General features: G+C 71.5%; 15 protein-coding genes. 9 read left to right on the forward strand and 6 right to left on the reverse strand.

The window, feature by feature from the left end:
- Window positions 1-109: 109 nt before the first annotated feature.
- Window positions 110-1,393, reverse strand: a complete 1,284-nt coding sequence (gene hemE, locus AC5R91_RS10160; RefSeq protein ID WP_495396893.1) for a uroporphyrinogen decarboxylase — start codon at window positions 1,391-1,393, stop codon at window positions 110-112.
- Between the two features lie 454 nt (window positions 1,394-1,847).
- On the opposite strand from hemE, the gene AC5R91_RS10165 reads away from it, so the two are divergent.
- From AC5R91_RS10165 to AC5R91_RS10190, 6 genes are all read left to right on the forward strand, one after another.
- Complete coding sequence (locus tag AC5R91_RS10165; protein ID WP_495396894.1) at window positions 1,848-2,234, forward strand: DUF3817 domain-containing protein; 387 nt, start codon at window positions 1,848-1,850, stop codon at window positions 2,232-2,234.
- 888 nt (window positions 2,235-3,122) lie between these two features.
- Window positions 3,123-3,782, forward strand: coding sequence for a DUF3000 domain-containing protein (locus AC5R91_RS10170; protein WP_495396895.1), 660 nt, complete (start codon window positions 3,123-3,125; stop codon window positions 3,780-3,782).
- Between the two features lie 229 nt (window positions 3,783-4,011).
- On the forward strand, window positions 4,012-5,592 hold the full coding sequence (locus AC5R91_RS10175) for an HRDC domain-containing protein (protein ID WP_495396896.1): 1,581 nt from the start codon (window positions 4,012-4,014) through the stop codon (window positions 5,590-5,592).
- A gap of 327 nt (window positions 5,593-5,919) precedes the next feature.
- Complete coding sequence (locus AC5R91_RS10180) at window positions 5,920-7,140, forward strand: thiolase family protein (protein WP_495396897.1); 1,221 nt, start codon at window positions 5,920-5,922, stop codon at window positions 7,138-7,140.
- A 55-nt stretch (window positions 7,141-7,195) separates the two neighbouring features.
- Window positions 7,196-9,373 (forward strand): 3-hydroxyacyl-CoA dehydrogenase NAD-binding domain-containing protein, encoded by a 2,178-nt coding sequence (locus AC5R91_RS10185; protein ID WP_495396898.1) that lies wholly within the window; start codon window positions 7,196-7,198, stop codon window positions 9,371-9,373.
- Between the two features lie 329 nt (window positions 9,374-9,702).
- Window positions 9,703-10,413, forward strand: a complete 711-nt coding sequence (locus tag AC5R91_RS10190) for a dienelactone hydrolase family protein (protein ID WP_495396899.1) — start codon at window positions 9,703-9,705, stop codon at window positions 10,411-10,413.
- A gap of 105 nt (window positions 10,414-10,518) precedes the next feature.
- On the opposite strand, the gene AC5R91_RS10195 is transcribed toward AC5R91_RS10190, so the two are convergent.
- Both AC5R91_RS10195 and AC5R91_RS10200 read right to left on the reverse strand, forming a co-directional pair.
- Window positions 10,519-11,304 carry an AfsR/SARP family transcriptional regulator gene (locus AC5R91_RS10195; protein ID WP_495396900.1) on the reverse strand — a complete coding sequence of 262 codons (786 nt, stop codon included), beginning with the start codon at window positions 11,302-11,304 and terminating at the stop codon, window positions 10,519-10,521.
- Window positions 11,305-11,904: 600 nt separating this feature from the next.
- Window positions 11,905-13,629 (reverse strand): MFS transporter, encoded by a 1,725-nt coding sequence (locus AC5R91_RS10200; protein ID WP_495396901.1) that lies wholly within the window; start codon window positions 13,627-13,629, stop codon window positions 11,905-11,907.
- A gap of 466 nt (window positions 13,630-14,095) precedes the next feature.
- Here AC5R91_RS10200 and AC5R91_RS10205 point away from each other — a divergent pair, with 466 nt between their 5' ends.
- The 3 genes from AC5R91_RS10205 (at window position 14,096) to AC5R91_RS10215 (ending at window position 16,748) form a co-directional block, all read left to right on the forward strand.
- Entirely contained in the window at window positions 14,096-15,106 is a 1,011-nt protein-coding gene (locus AC5R91_RS10205) for an AvrD family protein (protein ID WP_495396902.1), read from the forward strand.
- Window positions 15,107-15,167: 61 nt separating this feature from the next.
- Window positions 15,168-15,974, forward strand: a complete 807-nt coding sequence (locus AC5R91_RS10210) for an AAA family ATPase (RefSeq protein WP_495396903.1) — start codon at window positions 15,168-15,170, stop codon at window positions 15,972-15,974.
- A 90-nt stretch (window positions 15,975-16,064) separates the two neighbouring features.
- The gene (locus AC5R91_RS10215) at window positions 16,065-16,748 is read left to right on the forward strand and encodes a response regulator transcription factor (protein WP_495396904.1); all 684 of its coding nucleotides are present in this window, start codon (window positions 16,065-16,067) and stop codon (window positions 16,746-16,748) included.
- Window positions 16,749-16,889: 141 nt separating this feature from the next.
- Here AC5R91_RS10215 and AC5R91_RS10220 read toward each other — a convergent pair whose 3' ends face one another.
- Genes AC5R91_RS10220 through AC5R91_RS10230 form a run of 3 tightly spaced genes read right to left on the reverse strand, consistent with a single transcriptional unit; the run spans window position 16,890 to window position 19,505 of the window.
- On the reverse strand, window positions 16,890-18,032 hold the full coding sequence (locus AC5R91_RS10220) for a beta-ketoacyl synthase N-terminal-like domain-containing protein (RefSeq protein WP_495396905.1): 1,143 nt from the start codon (window positions 18,030-18,032) through the stop codon (window positions 16,890-16,892).
- Complete coding sequence (locus tag AC5R91_RS10225; protein ID WP_495396906.1) at window positions 18,029-19,228, reverse strand: beta-ketoacyl-[acyl-carrier-protein] synthase family protein; 1,200 nt, start codon at window positions 19,226-19,228, stop codon at window positions 18,029-18,031. Before AC5R91_RS10225 ends, AC5R91_RS10220 begins: the two co-directional genes overlap by 4 nt.
- 13 nt (window positions 19,229-19,241) lie before the next feature.
- The gene (locus AC5R91_RS10230; protein WP_495396907.1) at window positions 19,242-19,505 is read right to left on the reverse strand and encodes an acyl carrier protein; all 264 of its coding nucleotides are present in this window, start codon (window positions 19,503-19,505) and stop codon (window positions 19,242-19,244) included.
- Between the last annotated feature and the right edge of the window lie 98 nt (window positions 19,506-19,603).

The following is a 19,603-nucleotide window of genomic DNA, read 5'->3' on the forward strand; positions in this document are numbered from 1 at the left end:
GTCGCGCCCGCCCGGAGGTGGGCCGCGCCCCGGCGGCGGATCACGCTGTGGTGGTGGACCGGGCCCCGATGATGGTGGATCGGTAACCGGCCGCCGGTCGCCGGCCGGTTCAACCGGCGTGGACGAGGTCGACGATGTGCGCGAGCACTCCCGGGTCGGTCTCCGGCAGGACGCCGTGGCCGAGGTTGAACACGTGTCCCTCCGCCTTCGCGCCGCGGGCGAGGACGTCGCCGACCTTGGCGGCGAGCACGGGCTCGGGCGCGAACACCGCCGCCGGGTCGAGGTTGCCCTGCACGGCCCGGCCCGGCCCGACCCTGCCCACGGCCTCGTCGAGGGGAACCCGCCAGTCGACCCCGACGACGTCCGCGCCCGCCTGGCCCATGGCGGCGAGCAGTTCGCCGGTGTTGACGCCGAAGTGGATGCGCGGCACCTCGCCGGCGAAGGCGTCCAGCACCCGCGCGCTGTGCGGCGCGACGTAGCGCCGGTAGTCGTCCTCGCTGAGCGCACCGGCCCAGGAGTCGAAAAGCTGCACCGCGTCGACGCCGGCGTCGATCTGGACCCGCAGGAAGGCCGTGGTGATGGTGGCCAGCCGGTCGAGCAGGTCGTGCCAGAGCTTCGGCTCGCCGTACATCATCGCCTTGGTGCGCAGGTGGTTGCGACTCGGGCCGCCCTCGACGAGGTAGCTGGCCAGAGTGAACGGCGCGCCCGCGAACCCGATCAGCGGGGTGCCGCCGAGCTCGCCGAGCAGGCCGCGGACCGCCTGCGTGACGTAGGGGACGTCGTCCGCTTCCAGCGCCCGCAGCGCCGCGAGCCCGGCGGCGTCGCGCACCGGCTCCGCGACGACCGGCCCCACCCCGGCGACGATGTCGATGTCCAGACCGATCGCCACCAGCGGCACGACGATGTCGGAGAAGAAGATCGCCGCATCCGGCCGGAAGCGGCGCACCGGCTGCATGGTGATCTCGGTGATCATCGCGGGGTCGCGGCACGAGTCGAGCATGGGCACGTCGGCACGCAGGGCCCGATATTCGGGCAGGACGCGACCGGCCTGACGCATGAACCAGACGGGGGTGGTCTCGGGCTGGTCCCGCCGGCAGGCCCGCAGGAACGGAGCGGTGGTGGCGAGGCCGGGCCGGCGAGCGGCGGCGGAACGGGTGGCGGCGGCGCCGGCGCGCAGGTCGGCCGCGCCGGAACCCAGATCGGCGGCGCCGGCACGGAGGGCGGCGTCGGCGGGCGAAAGGCCGGTCGGCGCGGCGGGCCGACCGGGACGATGGAGGGTGTCGCCGTCCCGCGAGGGCGCGACCCGCGCCGAAGCGACCGCGACGCCGCTCGGCGCGGTCTGGACGCTGGCCGACCCGGACCCGGGCCCGGCGTCGATGTGGACGACAGACATGCCTCGATCGTTGCATGCCCGCCGCACCTGTGCCGGTGCGACCGGGGTCACTCCGATCGGCACGGGCGGGTGATGACCGGCGTCGGCGTGGTCACGGTCCGGGCCGATCGAGTCCTCCGGCGTCAGCTATCTTCTACTTTCAGTAGAAGAAGTTGCTGGTCCAGCCGGTGCCCGCCGGTCCGGACCGGCCCGACCGGCCGGGCCGACCGGGCCGACCACAGGCCGCTCGGATGTGACGAAATCCGCTGTCCGCCCAGGTGAGCGGCCGGCGTGTCCGGGCGGCACACCGGTCCGACCGGGCGGTCCGGCAGGGCTCCACGAACCTCCGACAGCCACGACGAACCACCCGACGGCCACCACGAACCTCCGACGGGCAGCACGAACCCCGACGGCCACCACGAACCTTCGACGGCCACCACCGACGTCCGACAGCCACGACGATTGAGGACTTGAGATGACCGATCAGGCCCCGCACGGCGGATCCCGCGTCCTGACCGCGGCCCGCGCCGTCTCGTTCGCCGAGGCGACGTCGTTCCTCCTGCTGCTCATCGCCACGGGGATCAAGTACGGCGCCGACCATCCCCAGGGAGTGAAGATCCTCGGCCCGATCCACGGCACGCTCTTCCTCGCCTACTGCGCACTCATCGGCTACCTGGCCTTCGCCGGGCGCTGGCCCCGCCGGCGCACCGTGCTGGCCCTGATCGCCTCCGTGCTGCCGGTGGCACCGTTCTTCGTGGAGCGGCACTGGCTGCGGGGCGACGCCGGCACCCCGGGCCACGCGACCACGCCGGCCGGTCCGGACACGCGGCCGGTCTCCCAGCCCACCGCCCGCCGGAGCTGACACCCCACCCGCGCACCTGACCACCCGCGCGCACCTGCACCGCCGGGTGCTGCCGCACCGCCGTGTGCACCTGCACCCTGCGCACATATGCGCTCCGCGCCCAAGCGGGGCGAGTCCCGCGACAGGGGATCTCCCACCCACACCACATCGAGACGGGCGCACGCGACACGCCGGAGAGAATGCGCGGACATCTGTCCGTCCCATGGCACCGTCAGTCCGGTCGGAATGAGGGCAGAGGGTGCGCGTCGTCCGTGTTCCCCCTCGGCCGGCAGTCGCGGGGGCGCAGGATCCGTGGTGCAGGCGCCCGCCGCACCCGAGGGGACGCAACACGCAGCAGCCGTGCGCGGGGAGTGGTGTTCGAGTGGAACTGGTCCGGATGGGCGCCGACGATCACATCGTTCTGACCTGCGCAGAATGCGGTGACGAGCGGCCGTTCGAGCAGCCGCCGTGCGCCGACGGGCACGGGGCGGACTGCCCGGAGTGGGCCTGCACCGAGTGCGGTGCGGCGGTGCTCGTGGGGCCGGTCCAGCCCGGGGGGCAGGTCCCGGCCGCCAGGTCGGCGGCGCACCCGCGAGCGGGCCGGGAGGCAGGCGCCGGGGCGCGGGACCATCGCGGCCGTGAGCGCGCCGCCGCCCGGATTCCGGCGTGAGCCTGCACAATCCCGCCCCGCGTCCCGATTACGGCGCCGCTGCGGGCCGTCCCGGAGGCTACGGCGAGCCAGCCGCGCCGGAGGCAGCACCCGGGCCCCGGGAGGTTCCGGTCCTGCGGGACACGGCGCACCGTTCCAGCCATCGCCTCCTCAGCACCCGTCCGTACGCAACGGGGTCGAAGCCGCACGCTCCGGCGTCCACCCAGCGCGATCAAGGTCGACGCCCTAACGTTGCCGTCATGGGGGCGGCGCAGTCGTACGAGGCGATCCCGCCGATCTTCCTCGCCAGCACCGACGCCCTGCGCGACGGGATGGCGCGGCTGCGCCCGGAGATCAGCGTGCACGAGGTCACGGCCCCGACCCGGCTCGCGCCCTACGCCTTCGCGCTCGCCGGCGGTCTGACCGGCGACGCCGCCGACCTCGCCGCCGGCCGGCTGATCGTCCTGATGGACCCGGAAGGTCAGCCGGCCTGGCAGGGCAGCGCCCGCATCGTCTGCTACGCCCGGGCGAGCGTCGACCCGGAGATTGCCACCGATCCGCTGCTGGCCGACGTGGCCTGGTCGTGGTTGCGAGAGTCCCTCGACGTGCACGGCGCGCAGGTCCGCGCGCTCGGCGGCGCGGTGACGACGACCTCGTCGCGGCGGTTCGGCCTGCTACGGGCGGAAGGGGACAGCTTCGACGTCGAACTGCGCTGCTCCTGGTCGCCTGACTGGGCCGAGACCGCGCTCGGTGCCGACACGGGCGCCGCGAGCCCGACCGGTCCGGAGCCGGCGCGACCCGCCTGGAGTCCCACCGGGGCGGCGGCCCACCTGCTGGCCTTCGGTGACCTCCTGGCCGCCATGGCCGGCCTGCCACCGGCACTGTCCGGCGTCGTGTCGCTGCCCCAGCGCCGGAGCTGAATCCGCCGGCCGCGGCCCCGTCGCGGGACCACATCCAGGGGATTCGCGGTACCCCGTTCGGATCGGGAGCCGGCCACCCTACCCGGCAATGGTGTCACGATGCGTATAATCAGCGTGATTCGCTGAACAGTGCGGCTGCCTCCGCGAGGATTCAGACGTACGATCGCCGATCGTGACGTCGACGGTTCCTGAACCAACACAGCAGGTCAGCGGGGGTGTAAGCGCAAAGGTGGAGGGAGAGCCCAGCACCAGCGCCCGCGAGCCCATCCCGCTGCTCGCTCCTGTGGACGGCGTCCCACCCGTCATCATCGACGCCGAAGCGCTCGCCGCCGCAGCCGAACGGCTCGCCGCCGGGACGGGTCCGGTCGCCTTCGATGCCGAGCGGGCGTCCGGGTATCGGTACAGCCAGCGCGCCTACCTGGTCCAGATCCGCCGCCGGGGGGCCGGTTCGCTGCTGGTCGACCCGGTCCCGCTGGGTGACCTCACCGTCATCCAGGAGGCGGTGGGCGACGCCGAATGGGTGTTGCACGCCGCCAGCCAGGACCTGCCCTGCCTGGCCGAGCTCGGGCTGCGGCCGGCCCTGCTGTTCGACACCGAGCTCGCCGGCCGGCTGCTGGGCTACGAGCGGGTCGGCCTCGGCATGATGGTCGAGCGGGTGCTCGGATACGGCTTGGAGAAGGGCCACTCGGCGGCGGACTGGTCGACCCGGCCGCTGCCCGAGCCCTGGCTGCGCTACGCGGCGCTCGATGTCGAGCTGCTGGTGGAGCTGCGCGACGCGCTCGAGGCCGAGCTCATCGAGCAGAACAAGATCGAGTTCGCCCGGCAGGAGTTCGCCGCGATCGTCGCGGCGCCACCCCGGGAACCCCGCGCCGAGCCGTGGCGGCGGACCAGCGGCATCCACCGGGCGCGGTCCCGTCGCCAGCTCGCGGCGGTGCGGGCCATGTGGACCGCCCGGGATCGAATGGCCCGGACCCGCGACGTCGCCCCCGGCCGGGTCCTGCCCGACAGCGCCATCATGGACGCGGTCCTCAACGCCCCCGCCGACACCGCGGCGCTGATCCGCCTGCCCATCTTCTCGGGTCCGCGGATCCGGCGGACCGCGAGCACCTGGCTGGATGCGCTGCGCAGCGCAGCGGCGCTGCCCGACGACGACCTGCCGGCGCCGGCCGGCCCCAGCGGCGACGGCCTGCCCCCGCCGAACCGGTGGGCCGAGCGTGATCCGGTGGCCGCCGCCCGGCTGGCCCGGGTGCGCGCGGAGCTCTCCGCTCTCGCCGCCACGCACACCATGCCGGTGGAGAACCTGCTGGAACCTGCGCTGTCCCGACGGATCGCCTGGTCCCCGCCCGATCCGGTGACCGAGTCGGCGGTGGAGGAGACGCTGCGGGCCAGCGGCGCCCGGGCCTGGCAGCGGGAGCTGACCCGCGCGGCCCTGAGCTCCGCGCTCGTCGACCCGGAACCCGACCCGGCCGACCCGGCCGACGAGGCCGCCCCGCCCGCGCCCGAGCGCGCCGGCGGGCGGCGGGCGGGCCGCGGCGGCGGGACCGGCGGGACCGAACGCACTCGCTCCCGCGGTGGGCGTGCCGGTGCCGGCCGATCGGCGCGCGGGTCGGCCGGGCGAGCCACCGCCGGCACTCCGGTCGGCGCGGCGTCGTCGGACGGCGGCGGCTCCTCGGTCGGCGCGACTCCGGCCGGCGGCGGCTCCACCGACCCGGCCACGCCGGGCGGCAGCGCGACGAAGCCGTCCGCGGCGTCCGGCCCGGCCTCGGGCCCGACGAGTGGGGCCCCGACCGCCCCCGCCCACGACCGGTAACCGCAGCACCGGACTCCCCCGCCGCCCGGGGACGGGGCGGTTGCGTCGCGCTGTGCACGGTTCGAACCCTGCAGACCGCGCAAACCGCGCCGCAGGGCGGACCCCGTACCGCGACCGGCCGAGCCGGTCGCAGCCGGCTCTCGGTGCGACACCCGGGGCAGACGGCGCGAGTGACCTACCGGCCGGTAACCGCTGCCGTAGGCTAGCCGGTGCCGGCGGTGTCCGCGCCGGTGCTGACCGCCCGCGCGGTCCCGTCGGGCCGGCGCGGGCAGTCGGTGTCCCACGGCGAGGTGCCGGCGGCCGCGAGCCGCCGGTGGGGAGGCCACCGTGTTCGGTTCAGCCCGCGGTTCGGTCCGTGACGTGGTCTTCGTCGACGGCGTGCGCACGCCGTTCGGCAAGGCCAAGGGCGTGTACGCCGAGACCCGGGCCGACGATCTGATCGTCCGGGTGATCCGGGAGCTGCTGCGCCGCAACCCGTCCCTGCCGCCCGAGCGCATCGACGAGGTGGCGGTCGCGGCCACCACCCAGATCGGCGACCAGGGCCTGACGATCGGCCGGATCGCCGGCGTGCTGGCGGGGCTGCCGGAGTCGGTGCCCGGCTACGCCGTCGACCGGATGTGCGCCGGGGCCGTGACCGCGGTGACCACGACGGCGTCGTCGATCGCCGTGGGCGCCTACGACGTCGCCGTCGCCGGCGGGGTGGAGCACATGGGCCGCCATCCGATGGGCGAGGGCGCCGACCTCAACCCGCGGTTCGTCGCCGAGCGGCTGGTCGACCCGTCCGCGCTGGTCATGGGATCGACGGCGGAGAACGTACACGACCGGTTCCCGGCGATCACCCGGGAGCGGGCGGACGCCTACGCCCTGGCCTCCCAGGAGAAGGTCGCCAAGGCGTACGCGAACGGCCAGATCCAGCCGGACCTCGTCCCGATGGCCGCCCGCCACGCCGACAGCGGTTGGGAGCTGGTCACCGCCGACGAGCCGCCGCGGCCGACGACGACCCTCGACGGGCTGGCGGGGCTGCGCACCCCGTTCCGGCCGCACGGCCGGGTCACGGCGGGGAACTCCGCCGGGATCAACGACGGCGCGACCGGGTGCCTGCTCGCGGCCGCCGAGGTGGCCGCGGAGCTGGGGCTGCCGGCGCGGATGACGCTGGTCGGCTACGGTTTCGCCGGAGTCGCGCCGGAGGTCATGGGCGTCGGCCCCATCCCGTCGACGGAGAAGGCGCTCGCCCGCACCGGCCTGACGATCGACGACATCGGGCTGTTCGAGCTGAACGAGGCGTTCGCCGTGCAGGTCCTGGCCTTCCTCGACCACTTCGGCATCGCCGACGACGACCCCCGGGTCAACCAGTACGGCGGGGCGATCGCGCTGGGCCATCCGCTGGCGTCCAGCGGGGTGCGGCTGATGACCCAGCTTGCCCGGCAGTTCGCCGAGCATCCCGAGGTGCGCTACGGCATGACGGCGATGTGCGTGGGCCTCGGCATGGGTGCGACCACGATCTGGGAGAACCCCCACCACGGCGCCGCGACCACGACGACGAGCTGACCGGGCCCACGCGAGCACCGGGCCCACGCGAGCACCCAGTACCAGGAGAGGGCGCATGACGATCGACGAGGTGACCCTGGACTACCCGGACGAGGTCGTCACGGCCGCGCACGTCCGGTACGTGACGCTGCCCGGGGTGGCCGGCCCGGTCGCCCTCGTCACCCTCGACAACGGCCACGATCACACCCGGCCGAGCACCTTCGGTCCGGCCGGGCTGCGCCGGCTGCTCGCCGCCGTCGACGAGATCGAGGCGCATGACCCCCCGGTCGCCGCGATCGCCGTGACCGGCAAGCCGTTCATCTTCAGCGTCGGGGCGGATCTGGGTTTCCGGTCGTCGATCACCGAGGCGGACCGGCTGCGTCCGTCGCTGGACGCGCTCGGCCGGCTCGGGCACGACGCCTTCGCCCGGCTCGGCTCCGGTCGCCTCGACGGGCGCAACCTCTCCGACGGGCGCAAGGTCCCCACCTTCGCGCTGGTCAACGGAGCGGCGCTGGGCGGCGGCCTGGAGCTGGCGCTGCACTGCGACTACCGGGCGCTGTCCGCCGGGATTCCCGCGCTCGCCTTCCCGGAGGTGTTCCTCGGGCTGGTGCCGGCCTGGGGCGGCACCCAGTTGCTGCCGAACCTGATCGGCGCCGACCGGGCGGTGTCCGTCATCGTCGACAATGCGCTCAGCCAGAACCGCACCCTGCGCGGGCCGCAGGCGTTCGAGCTGGGCATCGGGGACGTGCTGCTGGCGCCGGCCGACTTCCTGGAGGAGGCGCTGGCCTGGGTCGGCCGGGTGCTACGCGGGGAGATCGACCCGGTCGCCGAGCGCCGCCCGGTCCAGCGGGGCGACGCCTGGGCGGAGGCCGTCGCCCGCGGCCGGGCGCTCGCCGACGCCAGGCTGCACGGCGCCGCACCGGCCGCCTACCGGGCCCTCGATCTGATCGCACTCGCCGAGACCGCCGATCGCGACAGCGGCTTCGCCGCCGAGACGCAGGCGCTGGCCGACCTGTCGGTCAGCGGCGAGCTCGCCGCCGGGCTGTATGCCTTCGACCTGGTCCAGAAGCGGGCGAAGCGGCCGGTCGGCGGCCCGGATCCGGCGCTGGCCCGCCCGGTCACCAAGGTCGGGGTCGTCGGTGCCGGGCTGATGGCCGCCCAGCTCGCGTTCGTGTTCGCGCACCGGCTGGAGGTGCCGGTCGTGCTCACCGACATCGACGCCGAGCGCCTCGACGCCGGGGTCGCCAACGTCCACCGGGAGTTCGACAACCTACTGCTGCGCCACCGGATCTCCCCCGACCAGGCCAACCGGTACAAGGCGAACGTCACCGGCTCGCGGACCTTGGACGCCTTCGCCGACGCCGACCTGGTCATCGAGGCGGTCTTCGAGGACCCGGCGGTCAAGCAGGCGGTGTTCGCCGAGCTGGAGGCCGTGGTGGCGCCCACCGCGGTGCTGCTGACGAACACCTCGGCCCTGTCGGTCACCGAGATGGCCACGCGGCTGGAGCATCCCGAACGGGTCGCCGGCCTGCACTTCTTCAACCCGGTGGCCGTGCTGCCGCTCGTCGAGGTGGTCCGCGCGGCCCGCACCGACGACGCGACGGTCGCCACGACCCTGGCTGTCGCCAAGAGCCTGAAGAAGGACGCGGTGCTCGTCGCGGACGCGCCGGCGTTCGTCGTGAACCGGCTGCTCACCCGCTTCCTCGGCGAGGTGCTCGGCGCCGCGGAGCAGGGCACCCCGATCGAACAGGTCGACCACGCCCTGGATCCGCTGGGGCTGCCGATGTCGCCGCTCGTCCTGCTGTCGCTGGTCGGCCCGGCGGTGGCCCTGCACGTGGCGCAGAACCTGCACGCCGCCTACCCAGACCGGTTCCGGGCGCCGACAAGCCTCGCCCGGCTGGTCGAGGCGGGCCGGGGCTCGGTCTACACCACCGGCCCGGACGGCACCCAGATCGTCGACCCCGAGGCCGCCGCGGCGCTGCGCTCGGACGCGGGAGCGCAGCCGCCCACGGCCGCCGAGGTGCGCGAGGCCGCCCTGCGGGCCCTCGCCGAGGAGATCCACCTCATGCTCGCCGAGAAGGTCGTCGCCGAGGCCGCCGACATCGACCTGTGCATGATCCTCGGCGCCGGCTGGCCGTTCCACCTCGGCGGGATCACCCCCTACCTGGACCGCACCGGCATCAGCGAGCAGGTGACCGGACAGCGCTTCGCCCCACCGGGAGTCGCCACCCTCCCGCCGGCCGCCAGCCGCTGACCGCCGGCTGCCGGCTGCCGGCTGCCGGCTGCCGGGCAGGTTCCATACCGGCAATACCGGGCACCAAACCGTCAGCGGCAACCTGCGGCAACCCTGTCCGTGTGGGCTCCCTGTCCGCCCGGTGGTCTTTGTCCGCCCGGCGGTCTCTACGTGCCGATGGCTTTATGTTCCGGTGGTCGCTATGTGCCCGGTGGTCGTCGCGCGGTGCGATTCGGCCCGAATGTGCCCGCCGGATGACCGGCTGCGCGCCTTCGACCAGGCAGTGTGACCTGCGCCGGAGGATCGGCATAAAATCCGGACGGCATATCCCTGCTGAAAGGAGATGCATCGTGACCGGTACGGCCGGCGCACGACAGAACGTGGTTTTTCCGAGCAACGGTGGCCAGGCACACGGCTATCTGGCGACGCCGCCTGGCGGCTCCGGGCCCGGCGTCGTCGTGATCCAGGAGTGGTGGGGGCTGACCACGCATATCGCGGATATGGTCGACCGGCTCGCGGCGGAAGGGTTCGTGGCTCTCGCGCCCGACCTTTATGGCGGCGCGACGACACACGATGCCGGGGAAGCCCGGCGTCTGGTGGCCAAGATGCCGCTGGAAGGCGCCGTCCGCGACCTGCGCGGTGCGGTGGATTTCCTCCTCCGGCGCGATGACGTGATCGGCCCGCGGCTGGGGGCGATCGGTTTCTGTATGGGCGGCGGGTTCGTGCTGGCACTGGCCGCCCTGGAACCGGAGCGGATCGCGGCTGCGGTCCCTTTCTACGGGCTACCACCCGACATGGTGGACGTCTCCGGGCTGCGCGCCCGCGTCCAGGGACATTACGGCGAGTTCGACGCAATGTATGACCCGGCTTCGGTCCAGCGGTTCACCGAACGGCTTCGCGCCCAGTCGGGTGTCTCGGCCGAGCTGCACTTCTATCCCGCCGGCCATGCCTTCCTCAACGACGAGAATCCGCGGGGGAACTACGATCCGGACCAGGCGGCGATCGCCTGGGGCCGCGCGACCGAATTCCTGCGCTCCACGCTGACAACGGACCCGCGGTGAGCTGATCCGGCACTGGGGTTCCGGCCCGGCGATGGCCTCCGCGCCTGGCGTCGTGGCCACCCGCCCCGTCCGCGGGCCCTGCCTCAGCAGGGCACCGTGGGCGGGTCAGGACAGGCGTTCCTCGAATCCGTCGAGCCCCTCGGAGCCGAGGATCCTGAGCTGGAGCCGGCAAACCTCAGCGGACGGCTCCAGGCCGAGTTCCTCCCGCAGGGTTTCGCGAAGCGCGCGGAACGCCACCAGGGCCTCCATACGGCGACCAGATCGATACAGCGAGTCGATGAGGCGGGCGTGCATCCACTCGTTCAGCGGATTCGCCATGATCAGCTCTCGCAGCTCCGCGACGAGGTCCCGGTGGTTCCCGCGCTGCAGATCACACTCGATGCGCAGCTCCAGCGCCCGGGTACGCAGCTCCTCCAGCCGGACGATATAAGGAGCGAGAACATTTCCGTGAGTGACGTTGCACAGCGTCGGCCCGCGCCACAGTGTAAGGGCGTCGCACAGGGTCTGAGCAGCCTCCTCCGGCCGGCCCTGCCGGATCAACCGGCGCCCCTCGTCGACGCGTACGGAGAAGATCTGCGCGTCCAGGTTTTCCTCATCCATCTGGAAGAGATAGCCGCCGGGTCGGGTGGAAATGCGGATTCGATCCGGCGAGATCAGATTTTCCTGGCCGAGCATCTGGCGAAGATGATAGACGTGGGTTCGGACCGTCGTGGCCGCGGTCCGTGGCGGCGAGCTCTCCCACAGCTCGTCCACGAGCAGTTCGGCGTCAACGAATCTGTTGCATCGGAGCACCATGAGGGCGAGTATCTTGCGAATTTTGGGACCGCGCGGAACGAAAACTCGACCTTCCACATCGAGCTCAAGCGATCCGAGGACGTTCACGAGTGCCATTTGTCCACCAGGATGCTGAAATCTTCGGGTCTGGACCGATGCAGGCCACTCGTCAGCTCCGCGACCAGTCGATCAATCGTCGACCTTGGCCCGACCTTCTCCACCTGAGGTGACCGACTCGATATCGGAGATCTCTCGGGTCTCCAAATCCGTCTCGGCAACGAACCAATGCCGACCGGACTATTTCAGAGTGACATACTATGCCCGGAATCGCGGCACGAGTGGCTGAGATATGCACCACAGTGAGCGTAACCGACAGTCGCCGGCAACCGGTGTGCTTGTCAAATAGCCGACGGCCGGACACCGACAACCCACGCCGGTCCCGGCCGGGCGACGGCGCGCAATCATTCCATGCGGGACCCGGCCGGGTCGCCACGACAGACGTCGGCTTTCACCGGACGACGGCGCAAGTGCGGATATTGATTCGCGGGCGGCCGTCCGAGCCGGCGCCGCGGATATCACGCGGATCAGGCCGACAGCACTGCGATCTGCGCAACGTCGAATGCGGGCCCGGCGCACCGTCCCGCCTGGTGGTGGTCGCCGACGTGCGAGACCACCATCGGGCAGGCGCGTCCGGACCCGCGCTTGCGCACCGACCGCTCAGCGGCCGACGGCCGGCCCGGGCACCGCACCGGGAAGGACACGATCGGGTGGACGCGTACCCGGGATGTCCCGAGAGTCGGCGGAGGTGTCCGCGATGTCGACCTCAGGGGGCACGCCGGGTATCGCATCCCGGGCGCTGGGGTGCAGATCCCTGGACCGGATCAGCAGAAGACTGAGGATCGCGCCGACAGCGGCCAGACCGGCGCCGACCAGGAGGGCATCGCCGAGACCGTCGGCAACGGCGGCACGCCCGGCCTGCGACACTTGCGCGGCCAGGCCCGGCGAGACCGAGCCGGCCGCCTCGGCGGTGGCCCCGGACGCGATCGAGGAGCCCGCCGCATGCGCCCCCGCGCCGAGTTGGCGACCGGCCGCCGAGTCGACGAAGTGATCGGACACCCGGCTCTGGTACAGGGCGCCGATCGCCGCGATGCCGATGGACACACCCACCTGCTGGAATGTCTCGTTCATCCCGGAGGACATCCCGGCCTTGCGCGGCTCGACGATCCCGACCGAGAGGAACGCCCGGGGCGGATTGAACAACCCGAGCCCGATGCCGGTGAGCAGCATGGTCGGCAACAGCGCCGTCCAGCCGCTGTCGGCATCCACCAGCACGCTGACGAGCGCCAGGCCGACGGCGAGGAACACGCCGGCGGCCGCGATCAGGAGGCCCGGCCGGAGTTTGGTCGCGATGATCCCGGCCACGGCGGCCACCACGAACAACAGGAGCGTCATCGGCAGCATCCGCACCCCGGTCGCCCACGGCGAGTACCCGAGGTTGTTCTGGAGGAAGGCCACCAGCAGGAAGATCGCGGACATGTTGGCCGCCGGGTAGAGCAACGCGGCCGCCGAGATCCCGCCGAAGGTCGGGATGCGGAACAGAGAGAGGTCGAGCATCGCTCGCTCCCCGGCCAGGCGCTCGATCACGAAGAACACGACGAGCAGCACGGCTCCGCCGATGAAGGAGCCGAGGATGATCCCGCTCGTCCAACCCTCGGCCGAACCGCGCAGCAGTGCCAGGACGAACAAGGTGAGCGCCGCCGAGAAGGTGACGAGACCGGGCCAGTCGATGCCGTGCGCCGCCGGGTCGCGGGTATCCCGCAGCCGCACGAAGCACAGCATCACCGCGACGACGCCGATCGGGACGTTGACCAGGAAGATCCAGCGCCAGCTGATCCCGTCGGTCAGCGCGCCGCCGATCAGCGGCCCGAGGGCGATGGACAGGCCGGTGACGGCTCCGAACACCCCGAACGCCCGCGCGCGGTCCGCGCCGTGGAACTCCTGGCCGATGAGAGCGGGTCCGACCGCGAACAGCACCGCGGCGCCGGCACCCTGGAATCCGCGGGCGATGGTGAGCGACAGTACGCTGTCCGCGAGCCCGCAGGCCAGTGACGCGGCCGAGAAGATGATGAAGCCGGCGATGAACACCGGCTTGCGCCCCAGCCGATCCGCCAGCGAGCCGCTGGTGAGCAGGAACGCCGCGAGGGTGAGGGCGTAGGCGTCCAGCACCCACTGCAGGTCGGTGAAGTTCGCATCCAGCGAGTCCCGCAGATCGGGCAGCGCGACGTTCACGACGGTCAGGTCGAGCATCAGCATGAACGTTGCGACGGTCACGATGCCGAGGGTCCAGCCCCGATTGCCGCCGGATCCGGCGCTGGCGGCACCTCCTGGCGCCTCCCCGCTTGAGGCGGCGGCTGGATCCGCATCATCGACTGGGCGAGTCATGACAGTCCTCCGTCGGGCCCGAGATACCGGGAATTTCGATGGTTGGAAACTCGATCCTGGACGACGCTACGGTGAACGATCTCTACTGTCAAACACAATAAGCAGGCTTCCCATCACCCCTTGCACACGAGCAAGGGAGGAACCGATCCATAGCCCCGGCCGGTCCACCGCCCCGCGACCACCCATCGCGCCCGCCTGCCCGAGGCCTACTCGGCTCGGCGCCGGTACGGGCGCCGACGCCCGAGTCGGGCCCAGCGGGACCGGCCGCCCGCCTTCGTCCCCTGGGCGCGGCGGTCCGCCCGGGGCCGACCGACCGCCGCGGGCGGCCGACCAAATCACCGCCCACGCCCCCGGTGTGACGGCGGCCGACGACCGCGACCCAACTTTGACAATTCGTTGACGGTCCTTCCACGCATCGCTGTCAGGCTGGATTCCTGGAGAGCGTGCGCCACGGCATGGAGGCGGTATGAAAACGGCACGGTTCGATTCGATCGAAGATCTCCTCGGGCCGGCCGAGCGCAGGTTCTTCGGAGCCGGCTACCAACGGACCGAAACACGGCTCGAGCACATCCACGCGGAGACCACGGGAAGGGAGGGTGACGAACTCTCGGCCGCCGCGCGGATCCACTATCCGGGCGACTGGTCGAGGAAGTCTACCGACGTTCTCATCCAACCGCACCTGAGTAGCATCGACACCCTGCTGCTGAGCGTCCAGATGGCCGAGATCTTTCTCGCCCGAGCGCACGGCCTACTGCCCGAACAACGTGACCGGATGTGGCTGCGGCGAATAGTGATGCGCGCGGGCTCGGCTCCACAGGAGAACCTCGACCACGTGGCGGTCCGGGCCCGACGGATCTCCTACCGGGCCGACACCGAAACGCTGTGCGGCCATGTCTCCGTCATCGAATGCATGATCGGAACGGTCCGCATGCAATGCGAGGTCGAGCACGAGATCCCGTCTCCCCGCCCGGATCTTGAGGCGCCGGCGACCGAGATGAACATCCTGGGGCCGGGCAGTGGGCGTCACTATGGCGAGGGCTACAAGAACCGACGGCACAGCATCCGCGACATCATTCTCGATGACGACGCCGCCCGTGCCGAGGCGACCGTCACCGTCCGCCCCGGACAGAGCGAGCACGGCGGGCACGCGGGCCTCGGAGCGCACTATGAGCCATCCCTGTCGATGATCGACTGCATGGCCACCGCCGCCCAGCTCTCCCAGGTCCTGTTCTACCGCCAGGACGGCCTGCAGCGGGGCATGACGAACACCCTGTGGATGCGCCGGATCAGTATGGAGACCAGCACGCCGCACCACCCGCTGACCGACTCCTTCACCGTCTCGGTGTGGACCGTCGAAACGGAGCGCGTCGAGCTGAACGGCAGCCCGTGGCGGACCACCAGGATCGACGGCGAGATCGACGGCATCCGGGCCCGTGCCGTCATGGCCCATGAGCTGCCCGTCGGGCATCGGGTCTGACCGCGGCCGGCGAGCCGACCAACGCCCAGCACACCCACCTGACTGTCGAGGGATCAGAGCGATGGCGACGTCACACCAGCACACATTCGACGTGAAGAAAATCCACCTGGCCGTGTCCGGCACCTATTCGACGGGTAAGACCACCACGACCGAGGCGTTGTCGGTGGCGACCGGTATTCCGCGCACGCATGCCATGACGGCTCGGCAGATCCTCGTCGACCTGGTTCCGGGAAAGCAGGTCATGGATCTTTCGGCCATGGAACTCATGATGCTGGGGATGCGCCGGCTGGAAGAGCGTATCCATCATGAGGCGGTCGCCATCGGCCGGGACGGGCCCTTCGTGTGCGACGGTTCGACGATCCACGAGTGGGTCTACGGCGAGGCACGCATGCGGATCGGGATCAATCCCGGATCGACCGTGTTCCACCGCATGACCAAGGAAATCGTCGGACTGCCGATCAAGCCCTTTTACAAACAGTACATGAACGCCTACGGCGGGCTCACGAAGAACCGGGCGAAGCGCATCTACGACGCGTACATCCATCTTCCGGTCGAGTTCGAGATGGAGAAGGACGGGCACCGGCCGGTGTCGGAACGGTTCCGGAACCTCTCCGACGATCTCCTCCTGGCGACTCTGGAGGAGATCAACATACCGTACTGGGTCGTCGGCGGCAGCATCCGGGAACGGCTCGACCAGATTCTCGAAATCTTCGAATTTCCGGTGGTGACGCCGGTCGACGAGGCCATCGACATCGCGCTGGAACGGGTCCGGGCGGACCGCGCCTCGCTGGAGTCGGACGCGCGGCATCATGCGAATCAGCGCGACGCCTCCCGGTGGCGACGCGTCAAGTACGCGATGCGGTACTGAACGGGCAGCCGCGCGGCACGCGCATCCCGGATCCGTGGCCGACCGCCCGACCGGGCCGAGATTAGTTAGTTTTCCAGCCGGAGGATTCCGATGCATGCTGGCACTGGAGAGATTTCTATCGCCATCGCCTCGGAGAACGCCCTCCTGCGGGAGACGGTGCGTGCCGCGCTCACCGCCCAGGCAGGCTTTCGGGTGGTCGGGGACGCGGCCGGTGGCGCGGCTCTGCTGCAACTCGCCCGCTGTACCCGGGCGGACGTGATTCTGCTCGGCTGCGGGGCCATGGGCGGCGCACCGACCTGGATCGTCCGGCAGCTGCGACGGCAGGCGCCGCACTCGCGGATCATCGTGCTCGGCATGGGTGCGGATCTTCGTCATGTCCAGGACGTTCTGGCCATGGACGTGCACGGTTTCCTCGACGACAGCGTGGGGATCCGCGGCCTGGCCCGGACCATCCGCGAGGCGCACTGGGACGACGGGCGGATCACCGTCTCGTTCACGCGACGCGATCTGCCGGACGCGGGGCGGATGGTCGACCTGCTGTCCCCGCGGGAACGCGAGGTACTCGGCCTGGTCGCCAACGCGTACAGCAACCGCCAGATCGCGCGCCACCTGACCATCACCGAGGGCACGGTGAAGCGCCACCTGAGGAACATCTTCAGCAAGTTGGGCGCGGTCAGCCGCATCGACGCCGTCAACAAGGCGGTCCTGTCGTCCGCTCCTCCCTCGTTTCGCGCGGGACCGGGCGGGCACCCTCCGGCGGCCTCCAACCAGTGACGGGCCTCCCCCATGGTCAGCAACCCAGCACGGCCCAGCGCCGGCTCGCGCATCGCGCCTCGGCGCCGCCACCACCCGCGCCGGCACGTCGGTCGTCGGGTCGGACCCGACCGGGCGTCCCGGCCGGGTCCGACCCGCAGCTCACCCGCGGACGACCTGACAGCCCACGTTGCCATCGGGCCCGATCGCGGTGAGCAGGGCGACGGCGCCGGGCCGGACGGCCGGCCCCACCGCCTGCCAGCGGGCGAGCACGGCGGCGAGCTGGAGCGCACCGGTCGCGCTGTAACTGAGGCCCAGCAGATCGTTCACCCGGATCTCCTCGGGCGTCCGTCCCAGTGCTGCGCGGATCGCCGCGTGCTCGGCCGCCGCGAGGACGTGAAAGCCGGTCGATCCGAGCGCGACCATCTCGACCTCGTCGGACTCGACCCCGCTGCGACGAAGCGCGCGGCGGATGGTTGACGCCAGCGCCTCCGCGAGCACGGATCCGGTCCGTGCGGGCTCGGTCCCGCCGGGTCCGCGGACGAAGGCACGCGGGCAGAACCGCACCTCTCCGGCGAGCAGGTGGGCCATCGCCTGGCTGGCGGGGTCGCTCCCGGCGTCGACCACGAACACGGCGCACCCCTCGCCCAACGCCGTCTCCGGCCGCAGTGCGGCGGTTCTGTGCCAGGCCCACGCGGTATGCGCCGTCAGTTCCTCGACGCCGCCGACGAGCAGCCGATCAGCCCGCCGCTGATCGATGAGAATCCGAGCGGACCGCATCGCGAAGATGCTGGAAAGCTGCCCCCCCGCCACGGTCGCGTTCACCCCGCCGAGCGAGTTCCAGATCGCCATCTGGGCGGAGCAGGCGTTCATGACGTTGTTCGGGAAGCGGGCAGGGTTGACCATGTACGGACGATCCTGCGTGAGCGTGTCGTAGGCCATCTCCGCGGCGCTGCCGATGCTGCCGGTACTCGTTCCCAGCACCACCCCGGTCCGGGCCGACTCGGCCGCGGTGCCGCGCCCTGCGCTGTCGGCGAGCGCGAACTTGGTGGCGACCAGTCCCAGGGCGGTCAGCCGGTCGATGTGGCGGATTCCCTTGCGTCCGAGATGGTCCGCGAGGCGCAGGTCGGTGACGGGCCGGACGGTCCGCGGCGGGAACTGCGCCCGCTCGGGTGGTGCGGGCCCAGTCGGATCGGTGCCGACGCCGCGGGCCGGCCCGGCCAGGGCCGGTAGGCCCAGGCCGGCCGAGCTGACCACGCCGATACCGGTGATCGGCAGCGGACGCACCACCGACGCCGTGGTCATGCCAGCACCCCCAGGATCGTGATGACGTTGTTGCCGCCGAACGCGAAGCCGTGATTCTGCACGATGGCGGGCCGGGCTGGCCGGCCCCGAACGGCGATGCAGTCGAGATTCGGCCCGAGCCGGCTGTCGACCTCGCGCAACGTGGCGGTGGGCGGCAGGAAGCCGTCCACCAAGGCTTTACAACAGGCGATCGCACCGAATGCACTGGCAGCCCCCATGGTGTGCCCAATCATCGACTTGATCGAACTTATGGGCGGGATACGGTCGCCGAACACCTCCCGCACCGCGGTGATCTCCGTCAGATCGTTGGTGATCGTGCCCGTACCGTGTGCACAGATGTAATCGATCTGGTCCGGCCGGACGCCGGCGGAGCGATGGGCTATCCGGATGCACTCGGCGATACCCGCCGCGTCCGGGTGAACCATGTGGCCGGCATCGCAGTTCATCCCGTAGCCCAACACCTCGGCATAGCAGGTGGCGCCCCGCGCCGTCGCAGTCTCCAGTGGTTCGAGCAGGAGTACCGCTCCGCCCTCACCGGTGAGGATCCCCGAGCGGTTCGCGTCGAACGGCCGCGAGACCGATTCCGCGAGCGCCCCCAGCTGATAGAAGCCGGCATGAGTCGTGCGATTGACCGAGTCCGCGCCGCCGGCCAGGACGAAATCCGCCTCGCCGGTGCGGATGAGATCAAATCCGTAGGCCAGGGCGAAATTACTCGCCGAACAGGCCGTCGGCACCGTCTGGCTGTCGCCGGTCAGCAGCAGCTCCGTGCTGACCGCGTTGGCGATCTGGCTGGCCGGCACCTGGGCGGCGAGCCGCGGGTCCAGGTGTTCCAGCCCCTCCTTCACCCACTGTTCGGCCAGGCGTTGGGTCGGGACTGCCTCGCCCGCGGTCGTTCCCATGACCGACGCGGTGACAGCGGTGCTGAGCAGGTCGGGGTCGATCGCCGCGTCCTCCACGGCGAGCCGCGCGGCGGCCGCGGCAAGCTGCCCACTGCGCCCCCAGCGCCCGGGTTCGAGCCGCCGCAGCAACCGGTCCGGATCGAAGTCCCGTACCTCGCCCGCCAGGCGGTAGGGAAAGCCGCTCGTGTCGAAACTCTCGATCGGTGAGATGCCCGTCCGGCCGGCCCGGATGGCCGCGCCGAAGGCGTCGGCCCCGATGCCTATGCTGCTGACCGCCCCCACGCCGGTGACGACCACCCGTTGACCGGAATCAGACATTTCCCAGCTCGGCTTCCCGGCTCCACACCGCGGTGACGACGGTGTCCAGGTTCACGAATTCCTCCTCGGGCAGTCGGATACCGAACTCGCGGTCGATCCGGGTGACGACGGTGATCAGTGCGAGCGAGTCGGCTCCGTAGTCCTCGACGAAGTGCGCCGACGACGAGAACTCCTCCGGTTCGAGCTCCAGCTCCACACTGATGATCTCCCGGATTCGTTGCTCGATGTCGTTTCGGCGCTCCTGGCTCTCAGCCATGACTGGAATCCCCTCGTGGACGATTTCGGTGTCGATTCTCCCGGTACCGGTCCGGCGCCCGCCACGCACGTGGCCAGGAGTCGACGGAACGGTAGTCC

It is taken from the genome of Frankia sp. BMG5.60 (assembly GCF_059428125.1).